This is a genomic window from Rhizobium leguminosarum (genome assembly GCF_002953715.1).
GTDB classification, from domain to species: domain Bacteria; phylum Pseudomonadota; class Alphaproteobacteria; order Rhizobiales; family Rhizobiaceae; genus Rhizobium; species Rhizobium leguminosarum_V.
Genome location: NZ_CP025013.1, coordinates 1012646 through 1031693, shown reverse-complemented (window position 1 = coordinate 1031693; position 19048 = coordinate 1012646). Strand labels below are relative to the sequence as shown.

The 19048-nt window shown below is 61.2% G+C and carries 17 protein-coding genes; 2 read left to right on the top strand and 15 right to left on the bottom strand.

Annotated elements, in window-relative coordinates; all coding sequences use genetic code 11:
* Positions 1-39 precede the first annotated feature (39 nt).
* The 15 genes from CUJ84_RS29225 to CUJ84_RS29155 all read right to left on the bottom strand — a co-directional run bounded on the left by CUJ84_RS29225 (position 40) and on the right by CUJ84_RS29155 (position 16853).
* Positions 40-1665 (bottom strand): GMC family oxidoreductase, encoded by a 1626-nt coding sequence (locus CUJ84_RS29225; protein ID WP_105009094.1) that lies wholly within the window; start codon positions 1663-1665, stop codon positions 40-42.
* Entirely contained in the window at positions 1662-3191 is a 1530-nt protein-coding gene (locus tag CUJ84_RS29220) for an FGGY-family carbohydrate kinase (protein ID WP_105009093.1), read from the bottom strand. The genes CUJ84_RS29225 and CUJ84_RS29220 overlap by 4 nt, the downstream gene beginning before the upstream one ends.
* A 31-nt stretch (positions 3192-3222) precedes the next feature.
* Positions 3223-4065, bottom strand: a complete 843-nt coding sequence (locus CUJ84_RS29215) for a class I fructose-bisphosphate aldolase (protein ID WP_105009092.1) — start codon at positions 4063-4065, stop codon at positions 3223-3225.
* On the bottom strand, positions 4038-5786 hold the full coding sequence (locus CUJ84_RS29210) for a glycerol-3-phosphate dehydrogenase/oxidase (protein ID WP_105009091.1): 1749 nt from the start codon (positions 5784-5786) through the stop codon (positions 4038-4040). Before CUJ84_RS29210 ends, CUJ84_RS29215 begins: the two co-directional genes overlap by 28 nt.
* Positions 5787-5798: 12 nt before the next feature.
* The gene (locus CUJ84_RS29205; protein WP_105009090.1) at positions 5799-6794 is read right to left on the bottom strand and encodes an aldo/keto reductase; all 996 of its coding nucleotides are present in this window, start codon (positions 6792-6794) and stop codon (positions 5799-5801) included.
* On the bottom strand, positions 6791-7795 hold the full coding sequence (locus tag CUJ84_RS29200; RefSeq protein ID WP_105009089.1) for a sugar-binding transcriptional regulator: 1005 nt from the start codon (positions 7793-7795) through the stop codon (positions 6791-6793). Before CUJ84_RS29200 ends, CUJ84_RS29205 begins: the two co-directional genes overlap by 4 nt.
* 1 nt (position 7796) lies before the next feature.
* A complete protein-coding gene (locus CUJ84_RS29195) occupies positions 7797-8789 on the bottom strand; it encodes an ABC transporter permease (protein ID WP_105009088.1) in 993 nt (330 codons plus the stop codon).
* A 28-nt stretch (positions 8790-8817) separates the two neighbouring features.
* Positions 8818-10356 carry a sugar ABC transporter ATP-binding protein gene (locus CUJ84_RS29190; protein WP_105009087.1) on the bottom strand — a complete coding sequence of 513 codons (1539 nt, stop codon included), beginning with the start codon at positions 10354-10356 and terminating at the stop codon, positions 8818-8820.
* A 69-nt stretch (positions 10357-10425) separates the two neighbouring features.
* Positions 10426-11454, bottom strand: coding sequence for a substrate-binding domain-containing protein (locus tag CUJ84_RS29185; RefSeq protein ID WP_105009086.1), 1029 nt, complete (start codon positions 11452-11454; stop codon positions 10426-10428).
* Positions 11455-11821: 367 nt separating this feature from the next.
* Positions 11822-12118 carry a YciI family protein gene (locus CUJ84_RS29180; RefSeq protein WP_105009085.1) on the bottom strand — a complete coding sequence of 99 codons (297 nt, stop codon included), beginning with the start codon at positions 12116-12118 and terminating at the stop codon, positions 11822-11824.
* A complete protein-coding gene (locus CUJ84_RS29175) occupies positions 12115-12963 on the bottom strand; it encodes a dioxygenase (RefSeq protein ID WP_105009084.1) in 849 nt (282 codons plus the stop codon). The genes CUJ84_RS29180 and CUJ84_RS29175 overlap by 4 nt, the downstream gene beginning before the upstream one ends.
* Positions 12964-12983: 20 nt before the next feature.
* Complete coding sequence (locus CUJ84_RS29170; RefSeq protein WP_105009083.1) at positions 12984-14042, bottom strand: maleylacetate reductase; 1059 nt, start codon at positions 14040-14042, stop codon at positions 12984-12986.
* 1 nt (position 14043) lies between these two features.
* The gene (tsdA, locus tag CUJ84_RS29165) at positions 14044-15024 is read right to left on the bottom strand and encodes a gamma-resorcylate decarboxylase (protein ID WP_105009082.1); all 981 of its coding nucleotides are present in this window, start codon (positions 15022-15024) and stop codon (positions 14044-14046) included.
* A 46-nt stretch (positions 15025-15070) separates the two neighbouring features.
* Positions 15071-16303, bottom strand: a complete 1233-nt coding sequence (locus tag CUJ84_RS29160) for a flavin-dependent monooxygenase (RefSeq protein ID WP_105009081.1) — start codon at positions 16301-16303, stop codon at positions 15071-15073.
* A 10-nt stretch (positions 16304-16313) separates the two neighbouring features.
* Entirely contained in the window at positions 16314-16853 is a 540-nt protein-coding gene (locus tag CUJ84_RS29155; RefSeq protein ID WP_105009080.1) for a flavin reductase family protein, read from the bottom strand.
* A 200-nt stretch (positions 16854-17053) separates the two neighbouring features.
* Between CUJ84_RS29155 and CUJ84_RS29150 the strand changes: the two genes are divergently transcribed.
* On the top strand, positions 17054-17506 hold the full coding sequence (locus tag CUJ84_RS29150; RefSeq protein WP_018071402.1) for a MarR family winged helix-turn-helix transcriptional regulator: 453 nt from the start codon (positions 17054-17056) through the stop codon (positions 17504-17506).
* A 181-nt stretch (positions 17507-17687) separates the two neighbouring features.
* Positions 17688-18989: an MFS transporter gene (locus CUJ84_RS29145; protein WP_199788844.1), complete on the top strand. Its 1302-nt coding sequence runs from the start codon at positions 17688-17690 to the stop codon at positions 18987-18989.
* Positions 18990-19048 lie beyond the last annotated feature (59 nt).

Below are 19048 nucleotides of genomic sequence, written 5' to 3'. Positions count from 1 at the left end.
ATTCTACGCATTCACTTTAGAGAATGCGAGAGGGGTTAACTATGCCCCTGATAGGACGCTCTCGGCGGCCTTCTCGGCAATCATGATCACCGGCGAGTTGGTGTTTCCCGACACGATCGTCGGCATGATCGATGCATCGACCACCCGCAGTTTCGCCAGCCCATGCACCCGCAATTGCGGATCGACAACCGCCATCACGTCGTTGCCCATCTTGCAGGTGCCGACCGGATGGAAGATCGTTGTGGCGATATCGCCGACGCGACGGATCAGCTCCTCGTCACTCTGGTATTCCAGGCCCGGCAGCATTTCCTGCGGCCGGTACTTGGCGATCGCACCGGCCTCCATGAGCCGGCGGGCGTGCCGAACCGATTTCGTTGCAACCATCCGGTCGCCGACGGTCGAAAGATAATTCGGTCGGATTTCCGGCGCCACGGAAAGGTCCGGGCCGCCAACATGCACGGTCCCCCGGCTTTCCGGCCGCAGATTGCAGACGGAGACGGTGACGGCGGGATATTTGTGCAGCGGCTCGCCGAGCCGGTCGGTGCTCAAGGGCTGCACGTGATATTCGAGATCGGCGGTCGCAACAGCCGGATCGCTCTTGGCAAAGATACCGAGTTGGCTCGGCGCCATCGACAGCGGCCCTGACCGGCGCAGCATATATTCAAGCCCCATGCCCGCCCGGGTGAACAGGTTGTGATAGAGCTGGTTCAGCGTCTTTGCGCCCTCGATGCGGAAGACCGTACGAATTTGCAGATGGTCCTGCAGGTTTTCGCCGACACCCGGAAGTTCATGGACGACGTCGAGTCCGGCAGCGGACAACACATCCGGGCGACCGACCCCGGAAAGCTCCAGGATTTTCGGTGAATTGATCGCACCGGCAGACAGAATGACCTCGCGACCGGCGCGAGCCAGATGATTCTGCCCGTTCAGCCGGAACCGCACGCCGGTCACCATTCTGCCGTCGAATTCCAGCCGCTCGGTTTCGGCGCTGGTCAGCACACGCAGATTGGGCCGCTTCATCGCCGGGCGCAGAAAGGCCTTGGTCGTATTCCAGCGCAGGCCGCCGCGCTGGTTGACCTCGAAATAGCCTGAGCCCTCATTGTCGCCATCGTTGAAATCGTCAGTCTTCGGAATACCGAGTTCTTCGGCTGCATCGCGAAAGGCATCGAGGACCGGCCAGGAAAGCCGCTGCTGTTCCACCCGCCATTCGCCGCCTGCCCCGTGCATCGGCGACTTGCCGCGATAGTTGTCCTCGGATTTCAGGAAATAGGGAAGCACGTCGTCCCAGCCCCAGCCGGAATTGCCCGCCTGCCGCCACCCGTCGTAATCGGCCGCCTGGCCGCGCATGTAGATCATGCCGTTGATCGACGAGCAGCCGCCCAGCAGTTTTCCACGCGGATAGGGCAGTGACCGGCCGTTCAGTCCGGCCTCCGCCGCCGTCTTCATCATCCAATCGGTGCGTGGATTGCCCATGCAGTAGAGATAGCCGATCGGCACATGCACCCAATGATACCGGTCGCTGCCGCCGGCTTCGAGCAGCAGGACGCGGGTTTTCGGATCGGCCGACAGCCGGTTGGCCAGGACGCATCCCGCCGATCCCGCGCCGACGATGATGAAGTCGTAGCTTCCCACATCAATGGCCGCATCATTCACACGCATGTTCATGCCGCCGCCCCCGCTGCCGCCAGCGGGACCGCCGTCAAACGCCGCCAGAGCGGTGCCATTGCCTCGGCGATATCCTGATAGAGAGCGTAGCGCCGCGCATAATGTGCCTCGAGCGAGACATCCGGACGATAATACCGCTCTGCCCGAACCATGGCCGTAGCACCAGCGCCGAAGTCCGCGAAAATGCCGACGCCGGTTCCGGCCGCAATCGCCGCTCCCAACGCACCGGTTTCACGCGAGCGTGCAACGCTGACCGGAACGCCGAGCACATCGGCGAAGATCTGCGGCCAGATCAGGCTGCGCGAGCCGCCGCCGGACAGCACGGCTTCGTTGAAGACCGCGCCCGCCTTTCGGATCGTCTCGATGTGCTGGCGATGACCGAAGGCGACACCTTCGAGAAGCGCGCGAACGAGATGCCCCTTGGTGTGCCAACCGGCAAGACCGTAGAAGCCGGCGCGCGCATGGCCGTCTTGCTGGGCGCCATAGAGATACGGATGGTAGAGCGGATCGTCTGCCGCGGGCTCGATCGCCCCGGCGAGCGCGCAGCAGGCATCGAAGGTCGAAACGTCTTCCGCATGCTCGCCTTCGAAAAACTCCCGCACCAGCCATTCGAGATTGGCAGCCGAGGTGGCGCTGTTCTCCATCGCCATGTAGCGGCTTCGATCGAAGGTCGCCGACATGAAGACCGGCCCGTCGAGGTCGGGGCTATCGATGATGACTTGGTTGATGCTCCAGGTGCCGGCAATGATCGAGGCGCTGCCGGTGCGCGCAACGCCGGAGCCGAGCGCCGAGGCGACGACGTCGAACAACCCGCCGACCACAGGTATACCGGCGGCAAGCCCGGTTTGCGTCGCCACCTCTTCCGTCACGGTCCCGGCAATGTCGGCGCTTTCGATGAGCGGCGGCAAGAGGTCCATGCAATCGCCCAGCCCATAGGCTTCCATCAGCGCCTTGTCGTAGCGGCGCGCGGCAAGATCCAGCAGACCGGCCCCCGACATGTCGGACACCTCGCTGACGCGGCGGCCGGTCAGGCGGTTGACGACGAAATCCTTGGAGAAAAACACCGTACCGATGCGGCTAAACAGTTCCGGCCGGTGACGCTTCAGCCAGGCAAGCAATGTCGGCGTCTGGGATGGCCACGGACGCTGGCGGGCAATCGGATAGGTCCGGTCACCAACGCCGGCCTCTCGCCATTCATCGACCAACCCGGCCGCCCGCGTGTCGAGCGACTGGATGCCGAGCAGCGGAGCGCCTTCGCGATCAAGCGCATAGAGACCGTTGCCATGCCCGGCGCAACCGATCGCGGCGATTTCCTCCGGCTGGATCTCTGCCTTTTCGATGCAGGTGCGGATGACCTGCCGTGCATTCGTCCAGAGTTCGTCCAGCCCTCGCTCGACATGCCCCGGGCTCGGCATGCGGCTGTGTCCTTCTTCGGACGCAGCCGCGATCTCGTTGCCGTGCCGGTCGAAAATCACCGCCTTGATAACGGTGTTTCCGGCGTCGAGCCCCAAAAGATACTCTCCCATGCAGAACCCTCCCGAGATTCGAAATCGCTGCTCAGCCCTGCTGATAGAGCGCAAAGGCCTGGTCGCCGCTCGCATCCTCGTGCACGATCGCCATCAGCCCGCGCACCACGGCACTCGGATTGGCATGCTGATAGATATTGCGCCCATAGACCATGCCCATTGCCCCCTGCCGCATCAAGGCGGCGGATTTATCGAAGACGGCACGAAGATCTTCCTTGCCGCCGCCGCGCACCAGAACCGGGCAACGGGCTGCTTCCACCACTCTGTGGAAATCCTCGGCATTGGTGGTTGGGTCCGCCTTGACGATATCCGCACCCATCTCACGGGCGAGCCGCGTCAACGTGACGATCTTGTCGGCGTCGCCATCGACCATGTAGCCGCCGTTTTCGGTGACCGGCTGCATCACCAGCGGCTCGATCATCAGCGGCATGCCATACTTGTCGCAATCGGCCCGGACGCGGGAAATGTTCTGCACGCATTGGCGGAACAGGTCCGGCTCGTCCGGCAGCATGAACAGGTTGACGACGACGCAGGCGGCATCCATCTCGATCGCGCCGATCAATGGCTCGACCTCGTTCTGTAGCACCGCCCACATGTCGCGGTGGCGGATCCGGTTATAGGGATTGCCCATGTCGATGCGCATGACCAGCGCCGGTTTTCCCTTGCCGGGCACATCCTGCAACAGGTCGGCCTGGCCGTAATTCATCTGGATCGCGTCCGGCCCTGCAGAAACCAGCGCCTTGACGACGGCCTGGATGTCCTCCAGCCCGTTGAGGAAGGATGGTTCGTTGCAGACGCCGTGATCGATCGCCACATCGAGGCAGCGGCCGCCGCCGAACAGCCGGTTCATCCGGACTTTGCTGTTGTGTCGCATTCTGTGCTCCTTGGTTCGTTCCTTGCGGAAAGCATGTTTTCGTCAACGCCGTGGCGTTCGGTGAGAAGGGTGAGAAAACGGTCGCGCTCACTGGCGCGATGCGCGAGCGTCCAGTGCTTTTCCTGCGCCAACAGGTCGAGTGCGGCATCCATCATGTCGAGCGTAAGTTCGCCCGAAACGGCAAGTGTCGTGCGCCGCAAAAGCAGGTCGTCGAGATGTTCCACCGCTTCCTCGCGGATCAGGAACTGCAATTCGCGCATCGAATAGCCGGCGTGCGGCAGCGCCGCATCGGGGCCTGCCGCGGTGAAGCCGGCAATCGCCTCGGCATCCGTGCCGTATCGGGCAAACAGCTCAGCCATGCGCCCTCCGGAAAGGCCTTTGCTGGCCGCCATCTGCGTTAGCCAGGCGGGCGCGTTGGCGGGAAATGCCCGACCGCCGCCGATCGGCCGATCGGTTGTCGCAATGCGGCGCCGCCTGCCTAGCCTTTCCAGAGCCATGTCGGCCGCCAGTTCCCCGAAGGACCGGAATGTCGTCCACTTGCCGCCGATCATGCAGAGCACCGGCGGACCACCCTCGGAAGGCTCCAACACGGTGCAGAAGTGATCGCGCGGGATGCGGCCGGTAAAACTGTCGGTGCTGGCCGGCAGCGGCCGCACGCCGGAAAACTGGAAAACGATTTGTTCGGGCCGGATGGGAATGCCTGGCAGCACGAAGGCGAGCGATTGCAGGATATAATCCCGTTCGTCCGCCTCGCAGCGCACCGTTTCCGGATCATCGACGCGGATATCGGTGGAACCGACCAGAACCTTGCCGAGATAAGGAAACAGGATGCAGATCCGCCCGTCCTCGTTCTCGTAGTAGATCATGTGATCCGCGAGCGCGTCGCGCAGGTCCGCATTGTCGATGATCAGATGCGAGCCCTTGGTGCCACCCATCAGCGGTGACGGCCGCGCTTCCGGCGAAAACAGGGTTTGATTGGCAAGGTCGATCCAGCCGCCGGTGGCGTTGATGATCAGCGCCGGTTCGACGGCAACGAACGCGCCGCCGATCTGGTCTTCGACACGATATTGGCCATCCTCTGTCCGCCGCAGTTCCGCATAGTTCAGCGCCATCGCCCCGAACTTTGCCAAAAGACCATCCTGCAGGAGCTCGATGCCCAGCCGCTCCGGATGGCTGACCCAGGCGTCGAAATAGGTGGCGGAACTCTTGATGTCGGGATTGAGCGCCGGCCACTTGGCAAGCGTCGTGCGCCGGCCGCGAAACTGGTGGCGCGGCATCAATGCCCGCTTGCGCATCAGGAAATCATAGATGCTCAGGCCTGCCTTGATGGCAACAGCGCCGCGGCGGCTCGGGCGGCGGCTGAGGCCCAGGAAGCGGACGATGCCATTGCCGAGGCCGGAAAAGATATCGAACACCGGCACCGTCGTCGGCAGCGGCGCGACATAATGCGGCGCGTTGCGCAACAACCGGTCCCGCTCGACCAGCGATTCCTGCACCAGCTTGAATTCGCCATTTTCAAGATAGCGAAGTCCGCCATGCACCATGCGCGACAGCGCCGAACTGGCCCCGGAGCAATAGTCGTGCTTCTCTATGAGCAGCACATTCAGCCCCTGCAGCGCCAGTTCCCGAAAGACGCTGATGCCGTTGATGCCGCCGCCGACGACGCACACGTCCACCTTCGGGCTCTGGCGGAGCCCGTCCAATATCTCTTGCCGTTTCATGATGGCGATCCGCTACCTGTCCATGTCAGTCAGTTTCGCCGCTATGGCCGTATCGATGGCCGCAAGATCGGCCGCATCCAACCGGATGGTCCCGGCCCGTGCATTGTCGAGCGCTTGTGCCGGATTGCGCGCCCCGCAAAGTGCAAAGGTGATGCCCGGCGGCGCCAGCGTCCACGCAATCACGATCTGGGCGATGCTGGCGCCGTGTTTTTCTGCGACCGGCCGGATGGCGTTGGCCAGCGCCGTTGCCTTCTGGCGGTTGCCGACTGAAAAGCGCGGATTGTCCTTGCGCTGGTCGTCGCCGGAAAACACGCGGTCGGGACCGATGGTGCCGGATAGCAACCCCAGCGCCAGCGACGAGTAGCTCAGCGTCGCAATGCTATTGGCCTTGGTCAGCGGCAGAAGCTCCGCCTCGATCTCCCGGTCGATCATGCTGAACCGCTCCTGGATCGCATCGAGACCACCGACAGCGATATAGGCATTGAGGTCGTCGGGGCTGACATTGCTTGCGCCGATCGCCCGGATCTTGCCCGATGTGCGCAGGTCTTCCAGCGCCCGCATCGTTTCCTCGATCGGGGTCGTCGGATCCTGCCAATGGGTGATGTAGAGGTCGATATAGTCGGTTCCGAGCCGCCTCAGGCTTTCCTCGACCTCATGCAGGATCGCGTCGCGGCCGAGATAACGGTGGACCGGCTTGCCGTCTTGGTCGAAGAAATGATGGCCCTTCTGCGTATGCCAGACAAGGCCGCATTTGGTGGCGATGACAGCCTTGTCGCGGCGCCCAGCCAGTGCCTTGCCGACGATCTCCTCGGAACGTCCAAGCCCATAGGCTGGCGCCGTGTCGATCAGCGTGACGCCGGCATCGAGCGATGCCTGGATTGCGGCGATGGATTCGGCCTCATCGGTCCCGCCCCACATCCAGCCGCCGATCGCCCAGGTGCCCAGTCCCACCGCCGAGGCGGAAACGCCGGATTTGCCGATCTCACGTGTCAATTGCTGTCCGCTCATGCCCATTTTCCTTCGCCATTCGCCAGTGCCAGCACCCGCGCACCCGTCGCCTCATCCGTCACCAGCGTATCCAGGTGATTGCCGCGCAGAACGCTGAGGATCGGGCCCGCCTTGTTCGGCCCGCTCGCCACACCGATCTTGGTGGGGATCGAGGCGAATTCCGGCAGCGTCAGCGACACCAGCGAACGGTTGAGGCTGTAGTCGCAGACCTGGCCATGATCATCGAGCAGATGCGCCAGCAATTCGCAGGAGGCGCCGGACCGCTCGATCGCGGCACGGTCGGTGCTTGAGGACGGATGCAGGTCGTAATAGCTCGAATCGTCCGACAGGATCGAGCCGATGCCGACCACCGCCACCTTCGCCTCGCGCGCCCGTTTGAAAACGTCTGCGACGGAACGCATGTTGATCAGCATCGCCCGCTGCTCGGCATCATCGGCAAAGAGAGGCGCGTGGATCTGGTAGGAACGTCCCCCAAGCCGGTCGGCCATCAAGGTCGAGACGTGGTTGACGTCGGTATAGTGTTTACCCTGCACGCAGCCGGTTGCTGGAATGACCTCGACATTGAACCGACGCGGCGGTTGCAGACCGGCAACGACGGCGCTCACCCCTTTGCCACCGGTGATGCAGATCGTATCGCCGTCGATGATCTCTTCCAGAAGCAACCGCGCCGCCGCTTCGCCGACGGCCTGGAGCGCCGTCTGCGGATTGTCGGAGACGGTCGGCACCACCACGGCGCGGCCGATGCCGCCAAGCGCTTGTAGCCGTTCTTCCATATCGACCAGCGGCTCGACCGGCGACTTGATCTTGATCTCGACCAGACCGAGCTGGCGGCCGCGTTTGATCAGGCGGTTGACGGTGGCGTGCGAGATGCCGAGCTGATCGGCAATCTGCGCCTGTGTCAGCCCTTCGAGGAAATGCAGCACCAGAGCCTGGTGCATCTGCCGGGCGATGACAATTTCCTCGCGCGGCGCATTTGCGGGTTTGAGTTTGGCTATCGGCATATCAGGCAGCCTTCCGCTTGTGCAGGAAATGGTCGATCGAGACGGCGGCAAGCAGAATGCAGCCTTTGATCATGTCTTGCCAATAGACGGACACGTCGAGCAAGATCAACGAGCTTGTTACGACCGACAGCAGGGCAATGCCGAGAATTGCCCCGAGGATCGTGCCCGAGCCACCATTCAGCGAAGCACCGCCGATTACCGCGGCTGCGATGATGTTGAGCTCCATGCCGACGCCGAAAGTCGGGGTCGCGGCACCGAAGCGGGACATGTAGATCACACCGGCAACACCGGACAGCGTGGCGCAGAGCACCGTCACCCAGAACTTCACCTGGTTGGTCTTGATACCGGAATAGAGCGCCGCCTTCTCGTTGCTGCCGGTGTAGAACACCTTGCGGAAAGCGGTTGCCCGGCGCAGCAGGAAATCGAACAGCACGACGACCGCAACAAAAATCAGGATCACATAGGGGACGCCATAGAATGTGCCCTGCCCGACCGCCTTGAACGAGGGCGGCAAGGTGAATAGCGACAGCGGCGTGCCCTTGGTGATGATCAGGCAGATGCCGCGCACGATGACCATCGCCGCAAGCGAGGTGATGAAGTGGTTGAGCCCGACGACGGTGACGAAGAAGCCCATGGCACAGCCGATCAGGCCGCTGGCAATGATCCCGATCAGGGAAGCGCTCCATGGATCGAGCCCCATCAGGAACAGCGAGCCCGACAGCACCATCGAAAAGCAGACGACCGAGCCGACCGACAGGTCGATGCCGCCGACGATCAACAGGATGGTCATGCCGACGACGACGATCCCTTCCACCGAGAACGACATCAGCATCGCCCGGAAGTTGCCGAGCGTCAGAAAGTGCGGCGAGGCAAAGCTCATGACGATGCAGAGCGCCAGGATGATCGCGATCAATCCCGCCTCGCGCATCGTCCCCAGCCGTTTCCAGCCGGGCGCGCGTGCCTGATGTACCGTTACCAATGTAGCGTCCGCCATGACCTTGTCTCCTGCCCCTGCGTTTTCTCTATGTGGCATGCTCTGATGCCTTTGAATTGTTGTGACCGCCGATACCCGAGGCGAGCCGCATGATCGCTTCCTCCGTCATCGCCTCGCCCTCGACCTCGCCTGCAACGGTGCCTTCGTGGATGACCAGCACCCGGTCGCACAGACCGAGAAGCTCCGGCAGTTCCGACGAGATGACGACGATGCCGATGCCGGAGCGCGCGAGATCGCGCAGCAGCCGGTGGATTTCCGATTTGGCACCGACATCGATGCCGCGGGTCGGCTCGTCCATCAGGATGACCTTGGGATTGACCGCGAGCTGCTTGGCAATCGCCACCTTCTGCTGGTTTCCGCCCGACAGCGACGAGACCGGCATGTCGATGCCCCCCATCCGCACGCCGAGCCGCCGGACCAGGTCGCGGGCACGATCCGCCTCGGCCTTGGAATTCAGCAGTCCCAGCGGTCCGGTCAGCGATTTCAAATCGAGAACGGCAATGTTCTGGGCGATGGAAAGATCGAGGAAAATGCCGGAGCCTTTCCGGTCTTCCGATAGGTAGACGACGCCCGCCTGCGCGGCCTGCGCATAGGACGGCGTCCGCAGCCGCTGTCCATGCAGTTGCACCTCGCCGTCGATTACCGCCCGCAATCCGCAAATACCTTCGGCTATCTCGGTGCGGCCCGAGCCGATCAGCCCGCCGACGCCGAGAATTTCACCCTTGCGCAGTTCGAAGCTCACATTCGTGAAGCGGCTGCCGTCGCCGAGATCGCGGACGCTCAGGATGATCTCATCGGTCCGCTCCGCCAGCGCCTGCTTTTCCGGATAGAGCTGGGTGATCTCGCGCCCGACCATGCGGCGCACCACATCATCCGGCGTCAAATCCGCCACCTTCTCTGTTGAGACATAACGGCCATCGCGAAACACGGTGACCCGGTCGCACAGGCTGAAGATTTCGGCCATGCGGTGGCTGATATAGATGATCGAAATATCCTGCGCCTTGAGGTCGCGGATGATTCCGAACAGGACCTGCGTCTCCGATTCCGTCAAAGCCGCGGTCGGTTCGTCGAAGATCAGCACCCGACAATCGAGCGTCAGAGCTTTGGCGATCTCGACAAGCTGCTGGCTTGATATCGACAAGTCGCCGACTTTGCGGCGCACGTCGAGCGGCGCCAGACGATTCATCACGACCTGCGCATCCCGTTCCAGCCGGCCATAATTCATGAAAGGCGAGCGGCGACGGTTGGTCGCGGCCATGAACATGTTCTCGGCCACCGTCGCATCGGGGCAGAGCGCGATTTCCTGATGCACGAGGCCAAGCCCGAGTGATTGCGCCACGGCCGGCGAGGTCACCTTTACCGGCGCGCCATCGACGAGAACGTCCCCTTCGGTCGGCTGCAGCACGCCGGCAATGATGTTCATCAGCGTCGACTTGCCCGCGCCGTTTTCGCCGCAAAGCGCATGAACCTCGCCCTTCTCCAGGCTGAAGCTCACATCCGTCAACGCCTTCACCGCCCCGAAGTGCTTGCTGACATTGCGGATTTCCAGAACCGGCACCGACGCCATCATCGTCTCCTCCTCACGCTCGCGGTGGCTGTCCGGAGTTTCCTGCCCCCGGACAGCCGGCACAAAGGCTTACTCCTCGATGCCTTTGGTGCCCCGCCGCTTCAGATACTTGTCCCAGTAGAAGTCGTCGGCATTATCAGCCGTGACGATCGACAGGCCGTTGTCGACGAACGGAATGCTCATCGGGTTGAAGCCGACGCGCTTGGCGTCGTTCATCGGGTCAATGAGTTCTGGATGCTTGGCAAGCCACAGGAGCATGAAGCCCATGTAACCCTGCATTCCCTGGTTCGGATTGATCGAGCCGAACACTTCGCCCGCCTTGATCATGTCGAGAATGTTGGCATTGACGTCGGCGCACATCACAAGGATCTTGCCGCCGCTTTCCTTGTTGGCCTGCGAAGCGCCGATGGCCGAATTCGCCTCCGGCATGAAGACAGCGCCAATGTTCGGATGTGCCTGCACCAAGCTCATCAGGCCCTGATAGGCCTTGTTCGGGTCCTGGTTGGACGCAGCGCGGCCGACGAGCTTCATGTCCGGATATTTTTCCTCCATACGGGCGATGAAGGCGGCGATACGCTTGTCGTGGTTGTCCTGGCCCGGATTTTCGAGAACGGCATATTCACCCTTGCCGCCCATCTTTTCGGCAATCGCGTCGGCCGCATAGGTGCCCTCGCGGGTATTGTCCGAGGTGACGAACGAGATGCGCTTGGAAAGCGGCGCATCGGCTGCGAAGGTCACGACCGCCGTGCCCTGGTCGATCGCCCGGTTGATCGGCTCGATGAACGGATCGGAGTTCATCGGATGAACGAGGATACCGGCCGGGTTCTGGGCCAGCGCCTGGTCGAAGGTGGCGATCTGCTTGTTGACGTCATATTCCGGCGTGCCGGTATAGGCGGTCTCGCAGCCGAGCTGCTGACCGGCCTGCTTGAACATTTCATAGACCGGGAACCAATATTCGACGCCCGATACCATGACGTTCATGACGTATTTTTCACCCGGCTTGCAGCGGAACGGATTTTCCGTGTCCGCGCTGGCCACGCCGGCGAAAAGCGTCGATGCAAGGACCGCCAATGCGGTCGTGCTTAGAAATTTGCGCAAATTTCCTCCTCGAGGCCGAAGCCCCTCCCAAATATCCGGCGGCGCCTCAGCGGCTGCCGATGATCCATTGAAGACCGGAGTTCCTCCTCGAAGTCCGGTGAGGTCAGATAATCGCAACGACGGAGTGCTGTCAATATAATTCACACTGTGAAATATATTTCAGGTATCGACGTCCTGAATGGCGATTGATGCCCGCCTTCCCACGCTCGAAGGCACCGCCTAAGCAGAAGCGGACCTTCCTCGCATGCGCGGCCGTTTTGGCAAGGATCCGAAAGATAAAGGCCAAGACCGCCGGAGCCTTTGATGGACGATTGTCTCGACTCCGCAAATTCTAAATTTCATCGCCTTCGGCAGGTCGAAACGCCGACTAGAGACTCTCTAGAAAAACCCCAAGAGTAGGCCGCCATTCGAATATATCGACGCTGCCGTAAACACCGGAGCGGACGAAGGGATCTCCTGCGCTGAACGCCTCGAACTCGGCGAGCGTTTCGACTTCCGCGATCACTAAGGCAGTAGAACCTCTGCCCTCCGCCGGCGGTGCAGAAGGTCCGGAAAGCAGGATGCGGATCGCCGCGCCATGCAGATAGGCCTTGTGTTCCTCGATCAAGCGGGAACGTTCGGCAGCCTTGCCGGGATCGGATACCGCATAGCGGGCAACGATCATTGCCTATTGTCCACTGGCGTCAGCACGAAATCGAAATCGGAACGCCAGACCGTCGCACGATCGACACGCTCGAAAGGCGCGACAAGGCTGTTTTTCACCCCAAACACCGTATCGGATTCCAGATAGGGATCGTCGCCGACAAAGGTGTGAGTTACCAGCTTCTGATAAGCTGAAGCCGTGATCAGGTAATGGGTATGGGCAGGACGGTAGGGATGGCGGCCGAGGGACGTCAGCATCTGGCCGACCGGGCCGTCATCCGGGATCGGATAGGAGACCGGCTTTATGCCGACGAAACTATAGGTGCCATCTGCGCCGGTGACGAAGATGCCCCGGTTGTTCCACTTCGGCTGGATATCCGGCTGCTGGACGTCGTAGAAGCCATCGGAATTATCCGACCATACATCGATCCGGGCTCCCTCGATCGGATTGCCGTTAAGATCCAGCACTCGCCCGATGAAGAGACAGCTCTCGCCCTTGCCGTCGAGCGAGATGTTTTCACCCATCTGCCGTACGGGCGCGCCTTCGACATGGAATGGTCCAAACACGGTATTTTCGGTGGCGCCTGGCGGACGCCGGTTGTTGATCGCATCCACCAGCATCGACAAACCCAGCGTATCGCTGAGCAGGATGAACTCCTGTCGCTCGTCATGGCAGAGATGGCCGGTTCGGGTCAGGAAGCCTATGGCCAGCTCCCATTCCTCCTGGGTCAGGCTGATATCCTTGGCAAAGGCATGCAGGTGCTTGACAAGCGACGCCATGATTTCGGCCAGACGTGGATTAATGTCCTGCCCCATCCGCGAGTTGACGGCCTCCGCGGATCTCTCTTCGCTGAAATATTCAGGCACGTGGCCATCCTCCTAAGGCGTTAACGCGGCCGCGCGCCCTCCCAGGCGCTCTGCAACAAAGCCCGGATCGCTTCCCGTTCGATCGGGCGCGGGTTCCAGTAAGGGTTCTGGGCGGCGAGTTCCGCCGCACGGTCCAGATCGGCTTCCTTCATACCCAGATCGCGCAACGCCAAGGGGGCACCGATCGAAGCTGCGAAATCATAAAGACCGCCGCCCAGCGAGCCGCCAAAAAGATCGACAGCGGGTTTTAACGCATCCGCTGCGGCCTCCGCATTGTAGGCGGCAGAATGGGGAAGAATGACCGCATGGGTTTCCGCATGCGGCAGATCGAAGCTACCGCCCAGTGTATGGCAAAGCTTGTGATGCAGCGCCATGCCAACTGCTCCGAGCACCGTGCCGCACAGCCAGGAACCGTAAAGCGCTTCGCTTCGCGGCTCGATGTCCCTAGGTGAATTGACAATTTGAGGTAAAGCTTGCTTCAGCGCGCGCAGTCCCTCGACCGCCATCATTGACGAAATGGGATTGCGATCCTGCGCATAGAGACCTTCGACCGCATGCGCCATTGCATTGAGCCCGCTGCTGACGCTGATGTTGACCGGCAATCCCAATGTCAATTCAGGGTCGTAGATCACCACTTCGGGCAGGATGCCGGGCCCGCGGACCGTCGTCTTCTGCCCGTTTTCTGTCTGGCCGAGGATCGGTGTAACCTCCGATCCGGCATAGGTCGTCGCCACCACGATTTGTGGCGCGTCGTTGCGATAGGCGATCGCCTTGCCGAGACCGATCGTCGATCCGCCGCCGATCGCGACCACGCAATCGGCGCCGGCTGCATCGTATGCCGCCATCGCGCGCTCGGTCACATCGACCGGCGTATGCATCGTCGCATCGTGGAATAGTCCCGCCACAAGCGGGCCGAGGGAAGCGGCGATCCGTTCAGCCTCCGCTTTCTGGTGCGGGGTCGAAAGGATCAGGGCGCGCCTGCCGCCCTGCCCTGCAACTGCCTCGGCGAGACGGTTCAACGAGCCGCTCCCGAAGAAGACCTGGGCCGCGCTGGCCGTGTATCTGAAAGGTGTAACCATGCTATCGATCGAGTTTGAATAGTGAAACCGCGTTGGTGCGACCGATCTTCAGACGGTCGGCTTCGGAGATGGTCGTGCTGTCGAACCAGTTTGCGGCATGGTCGATGTTCTCGAATGGCCAGTCTGTCGAGAACAGAATTCGGTCCGCGCCGATTTCCAGCATAGCATCGATAAGCGATTGCGTGCGGAAGTTCCCCGACGTCGTGATGTAGAAATTCTCGTTGAAATAATCGGCAATCGGGCGTTTGGCCGGATAGTTCTTTTCCACCTTGACCCACGCATTCCGGTTGTCGATGCGCCACATCATGTATGGCAGCCCCTCGCCCATGTGACCAACGATGATCCGCAAAGCCGGATGTTCGTCAAACAGGCCGGATCCCATCAAGCGCAGCGCATGAACAGCAGTCTCCTGTGCGAACGCCCATGTCGGACCCATCAGCCAGGAATGGCCAGCATAGATCCGGCTATCCTGCGGCAGCGGGTTGCGCGGATGCAGATAGAAGGGAACGTTGAGTTTTTCGACTTCGGCCCAGAACGGACGATATTGCGGCAGGTCGTAGTAAAGCGGCGTCGTTCCGTCGCCTTCCTGCGAGAAGCCATTGACCAGTGCGCCGACGAAACCCATCGTTGTCACGCAGCGCTGCAATTCCTGCGCGGCCGCATCCGGATCCTGCAGGGGCAAAGCTGCAAATCCCAGGAAACGGTTCGGGTTCTTGACGCATTGCTCCGCCAGAAAGTCGTTGGCGCGCCGGGAAATCTCCAGGGCCTTTGCCTTATCCGGGATCGCCTGCACGGCCGGAGCGTTCAGCGACAGGATCATTTTCTCGATGCCGTGGGCATCCATCAGCCGCAAACGCTTATCCTGGATATCCAGAAGACGGGCGGACAGTTCCGTCCAGTAATCGCCCGGCACGAACCCAGCTGAATCCTGCAGCGTCTCGGGAATGGCGAAATGTTCTTCAAGCGCGATCTTGCCTTGCACGATATGCTCTCTTTCCTGTCTTAAATCGAAATAATGGGGATGCGGATCAGAATTGTCCCTTGGGCGGAAGACCGAGCAGCTGCTGGCCGACCATGGTGCCCACGGCATCCCAGTTCATGGAAATGTGGCGCCCGACGGCATTTGCATCGCGCCATGCACGCTGGACGGGGTTGGACATTTGGAGGCCGAGGCCGCCTGTCGACGCATTGAGTGCTTCCACGGCCCGAAGGGCCAGGCTGACCGCAAAGGACTGGCTACGACGGGCGAGAATCCGATCTTCCTCGGTGATCTCGCCAGTGCCATCCTCGCGGGCCTGGGCCAGTTGCTGCGCCCGGGCAATATCGCGCAGAATGATTTCGCGGGCGGCATCCACGGATGCGGAGGCTTCCGCCACGCGAAGCTGGATCGTCGGGAATTCCGCGATCTTGTTGTTGCCACCGGCGACTGCACCACGTGTCACACGGGCCCCCATGTGGTCGATATAGCTCTCCAGTGCGCCCTTCGCCGCACCAACGGCTGCGCTGCCGAGGCAGAACGGAACCCCCATGAGCAGCGGAATGTTGAAAAGGCCGATACCCTTGTAGCCACGTCCGCCCGGCGTTCTGCCGGAGGTCGCATCCGGAAAGCTCAGCATGCGGTATTCCGGAACGAAGACATCCTTGAGGATCAGGCTTTTTGAGCCGGTGCCCGCGAGGCCGACCACGTCCCAGGTCTCGGCAATGGCATAGTCGCTGGCGGGAACCAGAAGGAACGCCGGTACAGGACGCTCCCCCTCGCCGTTTGGCGGAATGATCGCCGCACAGAGCGCCCACTGGGCATTTTCGCATCCGCTCGCAAAGGCCCAATCGCCGGATAACCGGAAGCCACCATCGACGCATTCCGCCATGCGGACCGGCGCATAGGAACCGCAGAGCAGCGCATCCGGATTGCTGCCCCACACTTCCTGCTGAACCCTTTCATCGAACATGGCGAGGAGCCATTGATGTGCGGAAAGGAGGCCGGCAACCCAGCCGGTGGAGGCACAGGCCGACGACAATTGGATATTTGCATCGACAAGCTCGGCAAACGATCCTTCGTCGCCACCGAAACGGGCAGGCTTGACGATATCGAAATAACCGGCGGAGCGCAGCAGATCGATATTGCGTGCGGGCACGCGACCGGATTTTTCGGTATCGCGCGCGCCGGCACGGATCTCGTCCAGCACCGGGGCGATACGATCTGCAAGACATGCGTTCTCAACCCGCGCCGAGGCGGGAAACAGGGAAGCTGTATTGTTCATGGAACTACCTTCAGTTCTGGGATGCAGGAAGCGCGTGCTGTGGCGCGCAATATTTCGAGTTCTCGTACATCAGCGCGGTCGTGTCGTCGGAATGGCGTGTATCCACCACCTGCCCGATGAAGATCGTGTGCGTTCCATAGGGAACTGCGCCCATACGGCGGCAGACAACCGAGGCATGAGCGGAGCCCAGCACCATCATGCCGCGCTCATGGCGAACCCAATCGGCAGCGTCGAACCGACGCTCAGGCGCAATCTTGCCGCTGAAGCCTTCCGATACGGCTGCCTGCCTGTCGGTCAGAACGCTGACGGCGAATTCCGGCACCTCGAGCAGCATGTCATGCAGGTAGGTGCGATTGTTCAGGCAGATGATGAGAGATGGCGGATCCATCGAAAGTGATGTGACGGCAGTTGCCGTCATTCCATGATCGGCACCGTTGCGACAGGCGGAAATGACCGTCACCGTCGCCGGGAAACGGCGCATGGTCGATCGAAACGCATCGCTGATCGGTGCGAGGGCCGGCGCTATGCCGAGGGCAGCAGTGGCAGACATGATTTCCTCCCGTGTCTCCTTGGTATCCAAATTATTGCATTTGCAACTATTGTCAATGCAAATTTAAAAATTAGGCGGGAAATGCTTGATCCACCCAGCCGTTCTCGGCGGCCGGAAGCCAATCATGTTGTCATCCCGGTCATTTAGGTGCATGTCGGAGAGAGCCCTCAGCAAGCCGAATCCCGCCAGCAGACAGAGACATGTATAAACTTACCGATTCCGTTCCCTATCTTCTCAATCGCGCCGGCGTGCGGATAGCCGAGGTATTTGCGCAGAGAATCGCCGAAGACAATCTCAGCGTGGCGATGTACCGGGTCCTGGCCATGCTCAAGGAGCGCCGGGAGAGCACCCTGGGGGATCTCGCCGACGTCGTCTCTGTCGAGATTTCGACGCTTTCGCGGCTCGTCGGCACACTGGCCAAGCGTAAGCTGGTGTCGCGAACACGTCCGGAAGATAACGGCCGTATCGTCATCGTAAGGCTGACCCCGCAGGGCGAGGCGCTGACGGAAAGGCTTATGCCGCTTGCCGTGGAACTTGAACGCACCGCGGTTCAGGACATGTCGGACGAAGAGGTAGCAGCCCTGAAGAAGGCGCTGCGCCGCATGCACAGCAACCTGCCGGCTATATCCGGAAAGGGAAAAGTTGCGAGCTGAAAAGTTTGCAGTTGCAAATATTTTATTCGCAAGTATTTAATAGCGTGTCATCGTTGTCTTGACATCGCCCTCTCACGGGTGAGTCTGGCGCTGGGAGGAACCACGCCGGCAACGATCCAGGAGGATTTGTACATGGATCGACGCGGACCTGCCGCTGGCAGGAGCGTACTTCCTGTACTCAATGTATGGGGAGGGAAAATTGGCCATACAAGATCTCGCTATTATCAAGGAACACGTTCGCAGCCCGAATATCATCATCGCCCTTTGCGGTCTGCTGATCCTGTTCGACGGCTATGACCTGATCGTTTATGGCGCAGTCGCGCCGGCATTGCTCGGCGAAGCCAGCTGGGGCCTGACGCCCGGCCTGGTCGGACGCGCTGCCTCCATCACTCTGTTCGGTATGCTGCTGGGCGCTCTCGTTGCCGGAACACTTGCTGACAGGATAGGTCGCCGCAAGGTCATCATAGGCAGTCTGCTGAGCTTCTCCGTTATGATGATCGGTAGCGGTCTTGCGCCGAGCTTTCTCATTTTCGAGGGAACACGCTTTCTCGCCGGTCTGGGCCTTGGAGCTCTCTTTCCCACGGTAACCGCTTTGATCATCGAGTTTTCTCCGCCGAAGCGGAAGGCAACAGCCTATTCGATTGCTCTTCTCGGTTATCTGGCTGGCGGCATCATCTCGGGTATCCTCGGAATGCTGCTGGTGCAGACATACGGATGGCGTCCACTGATGATCATCGGCGGCGCACCGATCCTGCTTCTGCCCTTCTTCATCCGCCTCATCCCGGAATCCCCCGAATGGCTGGCAACGAAGAACCGCCAGACTGAAGCCAACCAGATTGCAAACCAGTACGGGCTGCCCGATCCCGTAGCCAGGCCTGTTGCGTCACGCCAGGTGGGCATCCGGTCGCTGTTTTCCGAAGGTCGCCTGCTGCCGACATTGAACGCATGGGGCATCCACTTCTGTTCGCTTCTGCTCACATTCGGCATGGTCAACTGGCTTCCGACCATCATGAACAAGATGGGCTATGACCTGGGGTCTGCCCTGCTCTTCTCCGTAACGCTCAATCTCGGAGCCGCAGTCGGCCTCCTGATCGGCGCAAGGATTGCCGACCGCGGAAACGTCAAGATTGTCGTGGCCGCTATGTTTCTTCTCGGAGCCTGCTCGATCTGGTTGCTGACGCAGGTGGATCAGGGCCTCCAGGTCTATGGTCTCGTAGCACTTGCCGGTACAGGAACGATCGGCACGCAGATCCTCGCCAACGTTCTCGTTGGAAACCTCTATCCGGTCGAAATCCGTGGAACCGGCCTTGGCTTCTCGCTCGGCATCGGCCGTATCGGAGGCATGATAGGACCGGCCATCGGCGGTGCGGTTCTGGGTGCAGGCCTGGCTCCGCAGTGGAACTTCTACATCTTCGCATCGGTAGCAGCCTTGGGATGCATGCTCGCACTCATGACGTTGCTGTATCGCAAAAAGGCTGATTGACGGCCAGATTGTCGGCAGGCCTGCATCCAGAACCTGCCGACAAGTGGGCACAAGTGCCT

Coding starts and splice junctions, on each gene's coding strand:
- CUJ84_RS29150 (WP_018071402.1), top strand. CDS start 17,054: ATGTATAAACTTACCGATTCCGTTCCCTATCTTCTCAATCGCGCCGGC.
- CUJ84_RS29145 (WP_199788844.1), top strand. CDS start 17,688: ATGTATGGGGAGGGAAAATTGGCCATACAAGATCTCGCTATTATCAAG.
- CUJ84_RS29155 (WP_105009080.1), bottom strand. CDS start 16,853: ATGTCTGCCACTGCTGCCCTCGGCATAGCGCCGGCCCTCGCACCGATC.
- CUJ84_RS29225 (WP_105009094.1), bottom strand. CDS start 1,665: ATGAACATGCGTGTGAATGATGCGGCCATTGATGTGGGAAGCTACGAC.
- CUJ84_RS29190 (WP_105009087.1), bottom strand. CDS start 10,356: ATGGCGTCGGTGCCGGTTCTGGAAATCCGCAATGTCAGCAAGCACTTC.
- CUJ84_RS29200 (WP_105009089.1), bottom strand. CDS start 7,795: ATGCCGATAGCCAAACTCAAACCCGCAAATGCGCCGCGCGAGGAAATT.
- CUJ84_RS29210 (WP_105009091.1), bottom strand. CDS start 5,786: ATGAAACGGCAAGAGATATTGGACGGGCTCCGCCAGAGCCCGAAGGTG.
- CUJ84_RS29160 (WP_105009081.1), bottom strand. CDS start 16,303: ATGAACAATACAGCTTCCCTGTTTCCCGCCTCGGCGCGGGTTGAGAAC.
- CUJ84_RS29215 (WP_105009092.1), bottom strand. CDS start 4,065: ATGCGACACAACAGCAAAGTCCGGATGAACCGGCTGTTCGGCGGCGGC.
- CUJ84_RS29205 (WP_105009090.1), bottom strand. CDS start 6,794: ATGAGCGGACAGCAATTGACACGTGAGATCGGCAAATCCGGCGTTTCC.
- CUJ84_RS29220 (WP_105009093.1), bottom strand. CDS start 3,191: ATGGGAGAGTATCTTTTGGGGCTCGACGCCGGAAACACCGTTATCAAG.
- CUJ84_RS29195 (WP_105009088.1), bottom strand. CDS start 8,789: ATGGCGGACGCTACATTGGTAACGGTACATCAGGCACGCGCGCCCGGC.
- CUJ84_RS29170 (WP_105009083.1), bottom strand. CDS start 14,042: ATGGTTACACCTTTCAGATACACGGCCAGCGCGGCCCAGGTCTTCTTC.
- CUJ84_RS29180 (WP_105009085.1), bottom strand. CDS start 12,118: ATGATCGTTGCCCGCTATGCGGTATCCGATCCCGGCAAGGCTGCCGAA.